This window comes from Dehalococcoidales bacterium (genome assembly GCA_035529395.1).
Taxonomy (GTDB): Bacteria; Chloroflexota; Dehalococcoidia; order Dehalococcoidales; family Fen-1064; genus DUES01.
The window spans coordinates 1-7,766 of the sequence record DATKWT010000171.1; the positions used below are offsets into that span (position 1 = coordinate 1).

At 54.1% G+C, this 7,766-nt stretch carries 10 protein-coding genes; 6 read left to right on the forward strand and 4 right to left on the reverse strand.

Translation table 11 applies throughout. The annotated features are described in order from the left end of the window. On the forward strand, positions 1-276 hold a 276-nt coding region (locus VMW13_10685; protein ID HUV45279.1), incomplete at its 5' end, for a DUF502 domain-containing protein. On the opposite strand, the gene VMW13_10690 is transcribed toward VMW13_10685, so the two are convergent. After that, positions 273-962 (reverse strand): DNA alkylation repair protein, encoded by a 690-nt coding sequence (locus VMW13_10690; protein ID HUV45280.1) that lies wholly within the window; start codon positions 960-962, stop codon positions 273-275. The genes VMW13_10685 and VMW13_10690 overlap by 4 nt on opposite strands. Before the next feature lie 181 nt (positions 963-1,143). On the opposite strand from VMW13_10690, the gene VMW13_10695 reads away from it, so the two are divergent. Next, positions 1,144-1,626, forward strand: a complete 483-nt coding sequence (locus VMW13_10695) for a PspC domain-containing protein (protein ID HUV45281.1) — start codon at positions 1,144-1,146, stop codon at positions 1,624-1,626. Positions 1,627-1,628: 2 nt separating this feature from the next. Next, positions 1,629-2,528: a DUF5668 domain-containing protein gene (locus VMW13_10700; GenBank protein HUV45282.1), complete on the forward strand. Its 900-nt coding sequence runs from the start codon at positions 1,629-1,631 to the stop codon at positions 2,526-2,528. Positions 2,529-2,583: 55 nt separating this feature from the next. On the opposite strand, the gene VMW13_10705 is transcribed toward VMW13_10700, so the two are convergent. Continuing rightward, positions 2,584-2,712: a hypothetical protein gene (locus VMW13_10705; GenBank protein HUV45283.1), complete on the reverse strand. Its 129-nt coding sequence runs from the start codon at positions 2,710-2,712 to the stop codon at positions 2,584-2,586. 411 nt (positions 2,713-3,123) lie between these two features. Here VMW13_10705 and VMW13_10710 point away from each other — a divergent pair, with 411 nt between their 5' ends. Both VMW13_10710 and VMW13_10715 read left to right on the forward strand, forming a co-directional pair. Then, on the forward strand, positions 3,124-4,467 hold the full coding sequence (locus VMW13_10710; protein HUV45284.1) for an MFS transporter: 1,344 nt from the start codon (positions 3,124-3,126) through the stop codon (positions 4,465-4,467). Positions 4,468-4,471: 4 nt separating this feature from the next. Beyond that, positions 4,472-4,996: a hypothetical protein gene (locus tag VMW13_10715; protein HUV45285.1), complete on the forward strand. Its 525-nt coding sequence runs from the start codon at positions 4,472-4,474 to the stop codon at positions 4,994-4,996. A gap of 298 nt (positions 4,997-5,294) precedes the next feature. Here the strand turns inward: VMW13_10715 and VMW13_10720 are convergent, their stop codons facing one another. Further along, entirely contained in the window at positions 5,295-6,215 is a 921-nt protein-coding gene (locus VMW13_10720) for an ArsA family ATPase (protein ID HUV45286.1), read from the reverse strand. Positions 6,216-6,573: 358 nt separating this feature from the next. On the opposite strand from VMW13_10720, the gene VMW13_10725 reads away from it, so the two are divergent. Further along, the gene (locus VMW13_10725; GenBank protein HUV45287.1) at positions 6,574-7,320 is read left to right on the forward strand and encodes a DUF4389 domain-containing protein; all 747 of its coding nucleotides are present in this window, start codon (positions 6,574-6,576) and stop codon (positions 7,318-7,320) included. 198 nt (positions 7,321-7,518) lie between these two features. Here VMW13_10725 and VMW13_10730 read toward each other — a convergent pair. Then, a partial coding sequence (locus VMW13_10730) for an enoyl-CoA hydratase-related protein (GenBank protein HUV45288.1) occupies positions 7,519-7,766 on the reverse strand: 248 nt, incomplete at its 5' end.

Genomic DNA, 7,766 nt, shown 5'->3' on the forward strand with positions numbered 1-7,766 from the left:
ACCAGGACAATCGGTTTTATCACCAATGAAGTGTCTGACGAATCCGGCCGGAAGCTGCTTAACGTCTTCATACCGACTGCTCCGAACCCGACCTCCGGTTTCCTGCAGATACTACGAGAAGAGGAGATTATCCGGACCGACATATCGGTTGATGCCGCGCTAAAGATGGTCGTTTCCGGAGGACGGATGTCACCCGAGGAGGTCAGGGAAAAGCTTCTTGTTGTGGAAAAGGAAGCCCCGCTTTCTGGTGACTCGGCACCTGGAGTCGACGTCTAATCAGCGTGCTGGCGCCGCAGTCTCTGCTGTACCGGCTGGCCGGTCAATTCCCTTAACGCGTCGGAAGCAATCCATCTGGCGCTCTTTGAGTCCATCTCGTGGATTTCCCGGGCGGTCTCGATTGCCAGCTTGTTCAGCCCGGGATTGCGTTTCCCAATCTGCCTCAGTGCCCAGTTGACCGCCTTTCTAACATAGTTACGGTCGTCTCCGGATTCCCGCTTTATCAGCACCAGGAATGATTCGAATTTCTCGTCCGGAGCTTTCTTATCGCTGATTGTGAGGGTGGCCATGAGGACAAAGCCGGCCCGCTTGACGAACTCCCTTTCATCGGAACTCCACTCCACTGCTTTGGGATAAGCCTGTTCCGTGTACCGGAACAGGGCGCTGCAGCAATGGTCGCATACGTCCCAGGAGTCGAAATCGCTCACCCACGCATCCATTTGCTCCCCGGTGACGAGTTTCGCTTCGTCTTCCAAAACGGCCAGCATCCGTGCTTCGCGAATGCCCGTTTCCCATAGCTGACTGGCAAGGGAGTGGTCTTTACCAGTTTCTCTGGCAATTTTCCTGATATTGGTAATGGATATCCCAAGGTTGTTGTTCGGGTTTATACCGTAACGCGCCATCTCCACCACAGCAGCGGGATTGGCCAGAGATTTCAGTTTCTCCAGAATCTCTACGTACTTCATCTACTCTCGTACATCCGTAGAAGCTTCAGAGACAGGCGATAGTCAGTCCAATAATACCTTTAACACATAATATGGTCAAACGAGACATCCAGGGTAAACCGCACATCTTATATCTTTATTGTTATCATATTTAGTGTGGTGTATAATCCCTCACATACCGCCTATCGCCGGAGGGAGAGCTATGACCAGGAAACTTTATCGGAGCCAGGATGACAGAGTGATTGCCGGGGTCTGTGGTGGCCTGGGGGCATATTTCGGTATTGACCCTACAATTGTCAGGGTCATTGCCGTGCTGTCAATTTTCGTTGGTGGAACGGGAATTATTGCCTATCTTATCCTGGCAATCGTTGTACCGCTTGAGGGTTCCACCGTCGCCGAACCCAGGGACACAATAAAAGAAAACGTGGATGATATTAAGGAAACCGCCAGCGAGATAGGGCGTGACATACAGTCAACAGTGGCAAAGGATAGGGTGGAAGCTGAAGAAGAAACTACATTGCGTAGCCGCCGATTTAACTGGCTCGGTATTGCCGTTATCGTATTCGGTGTAGTCCTGCTGCTGGGTAATTTCAACGTATTCTGGTGGTTCAAGTGGGGGGTACTCTGGCCAATACCCGTAATCGCCATCGGCATACTCCTGATTATTGCTGCCCGGAGGAAGTAAGCATGACAGATCAGCAGCGAAATACCCCGATTTCTACCGCTATCTGGGGCACCTTTCTGCTGTTCCTGGGATTGGTCTTTCTCCTCCAGACTACCGGGGTACTTTCCTGGGACCTCTGGGGAACCCTGTGGCGGTTCTGGCCGGTGGTGCTCGTCCTTGGTGGGGCTGGCATCCTGCTGAGGGGCCACAGCTTCTGGCTGGTCAGCCTGGTGTCCGTGGTGGTACTCGGAGGGTGCCTGGGGATTGCGCTGTGGCAGCACGGCCCGATGCCGTCCAGCTATATGCGCAGTGAAACGTTGCCACTGGGTAATCTGGAGAGTGCGGAAGTAAACATCGAGTTTACTGCCGGGAGCCTGGATATCGGTAGTCTCTCTACCGGGTCGGCGGACCTCATGGAAATAGACTACGAGGTGAGAGACGGATACACCACACTGGACATGGACTTCCGGGAGATAGAGGGTGCAGGTGAGCTCCGACTCAGCACAGTCCATCATAAGGTAGGAGAAGATGGCGGGGTCGATTGGCGAGTCTATCTTACACGGAGTATCCCCCTGTCAGTGATTGTCCACTCGGCAGCCAGCGATGTGGACCTGAATCTTCGCCGCCTGGAAGTCACCAGGCTGACACTGGACCTGGATGCGGGTAACTGCGAGGTGGTGTTGCCATCTTCGGCTGGCGTCACCAGTGTCGGTGTTGATGTTAACGTGGCTAATGTGGAGATTACCATCCCGGACGACGTGGCTGCCCGGATTCAGATAGACGGTGGCTTGAGCCTGATAGAAGTGGACAGAGGACGCTTTCCACAGGAAGGAGACTACTTCCAGTCTCCGGGTTTTGAGAGTGCTGCCAACAGGGTAGAGATGGTCATAGAGTGCGATATCGGCCGGGTGGTGGTCAAATAAAAGCGGGCTCTCTAAGCGAGAGCCCCTGGTGCTGGTGAGTCCGTCGCAGGCGGACTCAACGTCGCTTGCGCTTCACGAAGGCGAAACGAATCTTGAGTCCGTTACATTTATCTTTCTTATTTACCCTCTCAATGAAGGTATTCAGGTCTTGAGCTTTCTTCTCTGAAGTTTGCTTCGTACTCATTGCCAGGTCCTTCTACTGTTGCTGCTTCCACAGTCAATGATACCACATGGTCGGGTGAGAAGCCAACTCACGTTTGTGGTATCATTGTATTAAGCCCGTGGACTCCCGTGGTTTACCTCTTCGGGAGTGTAGTGGCACCATGATAGGGGTCTCGCCTGCTGGGTGGAATCGGTAGACTGCACAAGGCGAGATTTCTGCTTGTTCCAGTAGCACAGAATCCCACACTCCACCCCAGATTCCTCGCTCACGCTCAGAATGACATGGCGGGCAAGACCGCCTCCCGATTATGTCATTGCGAGGAGTGTAACGACGCGCCACTGAGGCCAGTGGCGCAGAATCTGGTCAAGGATGAGATTGCCGCGCTACGCTCGCAATGACACGCCACTTTGGCCCGAAGAAAAGGACTCGGCAGTGTACGAAGAAAGTGGAGCGGGAAGTACGGGAACAATACTCCCTGACTATCCCCGAAAAAAGAGAGACTGGCGTACGCCCTTTGTTTCGCTGAAGAACCGAAATTTCCGCCTGTTTATCATTGGGTCGTTGATTGCTACCACGGCGCTTCAGATGATGCAGCTTGCCCAGAACTACCTTGTCTACCAGCTCACCGGGCAGGCTACCGCCATTGGATACGTGAGTGCAGCACTGGGTTTTTCAATGTTCTTTTTTTCCCTGACCGGTGGCATCGCTGCCGACCGGTTGCCCAAGCGAAACCTGCTGATGAGCGGTCAGATTGGTATCGGGATTATGGCGCTCTGGATCGGCGTGATGGTGCATACCGGGCTTATCGAGGTGTGGCATATTGTCGTTGGCGGGGTGATTACGGGTATTATCGCTGGATTTACCATGCCCGCTCGTCAATCTTATGTTCCGGACCTCGTAGGGGACGAAAATCTGCTGAATGCCCTGGCGTTGAATTCAGGCGTAATGAATGTAACCCGGATCGGGGGGCCTGCCCTGGCCGGGATTCTCATTGCAGTGATTGGGATTGCCCCGCTGTACTACGCGAAGTTTGTCGGTTACAGTATCTTTGCCATTATCCTGCTGATGATTCCCATCATGGGGAAATCCCAGGTAACTGCCTCACGGTCTTTGCTGGGCGATGCTCTTGCCGGCCTGCGCTATTTGCGCCACGACCGGACCGTACTTGAGCTCCTGATTATCGGTGTCTTTCCGGTTGTCCTGGCGATGCCCTATGTCAATTTTCTGCCGGTTTTCCAGGAAGAGGTCTTCCATGTCGGCAGTACCGAGCTGGGACTGATGATGTCCGTGGTGGGTGGTGGTGCCGTGGTCGGGGCAATGTTTATTGCTTCAATTGTCAACTACCGTTACAAGGGTCGTATTCTTCTCGCGACGGGAATCGGGTTTAGCGCGTCCATCGTCCTCTTCACCATTACCGCCAACGCAGGCAACTTTCCCCTTTCCCTGGTGATGCTGGCGCTGACCGGGGCCGCCGGTACCGCATATATGTCACTTAACCAGGCCCTTGTGATGATATTGACCCCACCGGAGATGCGCGGGCGGGTAACGGGACTGTTCATGACCACCTTTGGCCTACAGCCACTGGGCGCACTCCCGATAGGCATGCTCTCCGACGCTTATGGTGCCCCTGTGACGATCGGCGCGTTCGGGGCAGTGACACTGGTGCTCTTCATCGGTGTTTTCGTGTTTCGGCCTCATATGAGGCGCATCCAGGACCACCGGGACACAAATACCCTCAGCCAGGAAGAGAATATGGACAAACCCGTGGAGTGGTAGCACGATGAAGCGGTTAACAATCGGAGTGGACATTGATGGCGTCATCGCGGACTACGCGGCTGTTATGCTTCCCGTAGTCTCCGAGGTCTGCGGGAGGCCGGTTTCGGTGCAGGAACTGCGGTGCTGGGACCTGACATTAGCATTGGGCATCGACGAGGCGCAGGTAGCCCATATCTGGGAGGAGACGCTTGGAACTGACCTGCTGCGGCACGCTCCTCCAATCGAAGGAGCCATCTCCGGCCTGTCCATGCTCGGCAAGCACGAGATTTGGCTGGTTACAGCCAGACCAGCGTCCCTGAAAAGCATTACTCTTTCCTGGCTTGCTGAAAACAACGCACGGTACGACCACATAGTCCTTGGCCGGTACGGGGACAAGGTCCAGGCGGGACGGGGCTTCGACGTGTTCGTGGAGGACCACCTGGATGAGGCGTATACCATAGCAGAGGCCGGCGTATTTTCCATCCTTTTGGACCAGCCGTGGAACCAGTCGCCCCTTCTTCATAGGAACTGCCGCCGTGTCTTCGACTGAAGCAGAGACTGGGCCGCCACCTTCGCGCTGAGAAGAAGTTCCACTGGCACATTGACTATCTGCTTCAGAAGGCCCGCATTGAAGAAATTATCACCTGTGAGGCTGAAGAAAGAACGGAATGCGCCATCGTCGACGCCCTTAGTGAGCGGTTCGAGTCCGTACCGCGCTTCGGGGCAAGCGATTGCCGGTGCCGCAGTCATCTTTTCTACAGCAACACCGGTATGACGAAACTAGTGATGTCAGCAATGGAGAAACTGAGTCTGCGCCCCGCCCTGGTGGACATCCGGTCTGGAGAGCGTTACCTGCCTGACTGACCGAACAGGCTTTCCTCAACCTGCCGCAGACGCTCGACGCCCTTTATCTCGTGGGGGAAAAGCGGTACCTCCACGATACCGATACCGGAGTAACTACCGTAGAGCGACTCGATATAGCCCTGCTGCTGCTCCGCCCTGGCCTTCAGGAAGTCTGAGTCCCCCACTTCTTTGATGACGTTATTGATGATAAGCTGCTCGGCGCGGAATCCGTATCTGTCCAACTCCGCAAAGATGCCATCGAGCTGCTCCACGGCCAGCGCCTCAGGTATGGTGATAATGACAAACCTCACATCCTTGCGGAGGAAGTCCATGTCCGCGGCGGACAGGCCCTCCCACTCCTTGATGATGTCCAGAACCGGTTTGCGTGTTTCCCGGCCCAGCTTCAGGCGGGAGTAAATCCGGGGGGCCGGTCTCAGGTGCTCCCGGAGCATGGCTGGCGTCTCCAGCAGGCCCAGGGTCTGCCCCATCGGCGCCGTATCCCAGACAATCTGCCGGTACCTTCCTCCCTGGCTGAGCTCCTTGATGTAGTCGACCATGAACTCGTCGTGCAGACCGGGCAGGATGGACGTGACAAACTCGGTGAACTCCTCATAGCTCACGGAGACGAACGAGGAGAAGACCCCGTAGACCTCGCGACCGAACTTCCGGTCCCACATTTCCTTGACCTCGCTCCGGCCGAGCTCGGCCACGTAGAGCCCTTCCAGCACCCTGGCCGGTTTCGGCCTGTCCTTCAACTCGAAGATGTGCGACAGCGAGGGAGTGGGGTCGGTGGATATCGCCAGTGTGTCTCCATCAGACATGGCGTGGTGCAGTGCGGTAGCCCCGGCACAGGTGGTCTTGCCGACACCGCCCTTACCGGCAAACATGGTGACGCGTTTGGTCTCCACGCCGGATGAATCACGCATCTATCTCTTGTTCCTCACGTCCTATCTCTTGCATGATTATACCACTTATAGCTATAGCGAGTTCCGGGCCGGTAGAAGGAATGGTGTGAGGATGGTACTGGCGGGTCAAGAGCGAGCGCTAGTGAGAGCGAAGCGGAATGAGCGGATGAAATGAAAGCGGTGAGCCGTTTGCACGTCGGGGGAGGCCATTGCAGGACTCCGAGATGGAGGTTGACAGCCAGGTATAACGGAAGTACCATGAAGTTAGCGACGCTGAGGAGCATGGCGCCTTAGCGTGAATTGAAATGGGGAATCCTCATTAAATACCAACTACATGATATGGACTAACGGTGTCTCATACACATAAAGGAGGACTAAAATGGCAAATGACCCTGCTGAATACCCTATAACATTATCCGTAGATTATCCCGACCGTCCGTTAAACCGGCTCACCAGCTTTTTCAGAATTTTTACCATCATACCCATCGGAGTTATTGCATTCATAATGACGCAGACCCTGCCATTTATGCAAATCAGCACGACTTATAATACAAACGAACAGGAAATAAACTACCATTTTTCGAGATTTTTTGCTTCCGGAATCGACGTTGGCGATTTAGTGGTTATAACTGTAGTCGCAGCGCTGATAGCGCTGATACTGATGTTTATGGCCGGTTTCATCACCAATCTATTCAATCCCATTGTGTTAATGCTCGTGTTCCGGCAAAAATACCCTAAATGGTGGTTCGATTATTACGTAATGCTGATAAAATTCCTGACGCGTGTCGGCAGCTACCTTACGCTATTGACCGATGTATATCCATCGACCGATGAAGACCAGAACGTGCACATAGAAATAGCTTATCCTGACGTGGGGAAGGACTTAAGCCAGGGTCTGCCACTAATAAAATGGTTCCTGGCAATACCCCACTATATTGTTCTTGCATTTGTGGCGCTCGCGGCCTGCGTTTGTGATATATTAATCTGGTTTGCCATATTGTTCACAGGCAGAGCCCCACGCGGTCTATTTGACTTTATTGTCGGTTTTAATCGGTGGGGGCTGCGTGTCTCAGCTTATGCATTCTTTCAATTCACAGATAAATACCCGCCTTTCAGTCTAGACTGAGCATCGAATATATCTCGGTGGAATGGCAGATGCTCCGAGCTGGAGGTGAGCGGCCGTGAGGAGCAGACCGGAAAAGTGGTGGACCCCCGTACCTGACTAACGGCGGAGTGTAACGAATATTATATTCCAGGCTGATTGAGTGTACACTAGAACTCCTGTACCAGGACTAAAGCACCACCATGAATGTACACAAGCGGTCTACTTCTTGAGAAAGCGCTCCATTATCCGCTTGCGCTCCCCGGTATCGAACAGGCGACACAGCAGCAGTGTCTCCCAGGTAACAGCCGCCTTGTGGTCCATGTTGACCACGTTTACGTAGGACTGCTTCGCCTGCTCCAGCGCCTCTCGCGGCTTGCCAACGAACTTGGCTGCCAGAGCCTCGGTTTCACTCATCAGCTCCTCGACCTTGACCACTTTATCGACCAGGCCGATGCGGTACGCTTCCT

Excerpts from the sequence above, each read along its gene's own strand:
- VMW13_10700 (HUV45282.1), top strand. The coding sequence starts at position 1,629 with ATGACAGATCAGCAGCGAAATACCCCGATTTCTACCGCTATCTGGGGC.
- VMW13_10715 (HUV45285.1), top strand. The coding sequence starts at position 4,472 with ATGAAGCGGTTAACAATCGGAGTGGACATTGATGGCGTCATCGCGGAC.
- VMW13_10695 (HUV45281.1), top strand. The coding sequence starts at position 1,144 with ATGACCAGGAAACTTTATCGGAGCCAGGATGACAGAGTGATTGCCGGG.
- VMW13_10690 (HUV45280.1), bottom strand. The coding sequence starts at position 962 with ATGAAGTACGTAGAGATTCTGGAGAAACTGAAATCTCTGGCCAATCCC.
- VMW13_10725 (HUV45287.1), top strand. The coding sequence starts at position 6,574 with ATGGCAAATGACCCTGCTGAATACCCTATAACATTATCCGTAGATTAT.
- VMW13_10705 (HUV45283.1), bottom strand. The coding sequence starts at position 2,712 with ATGAGTACGAAGCAAACTTCAGAGAAGAAAGCTCAAGACCTGAATACC.
- VMW13_10720 (HUV45286.1), bottom strand. The coding sequence starts at position 6,215 with ATGCGTGATTCATCCGGCGTGGAGACCAAACGCGTCACCATGTTTGCC.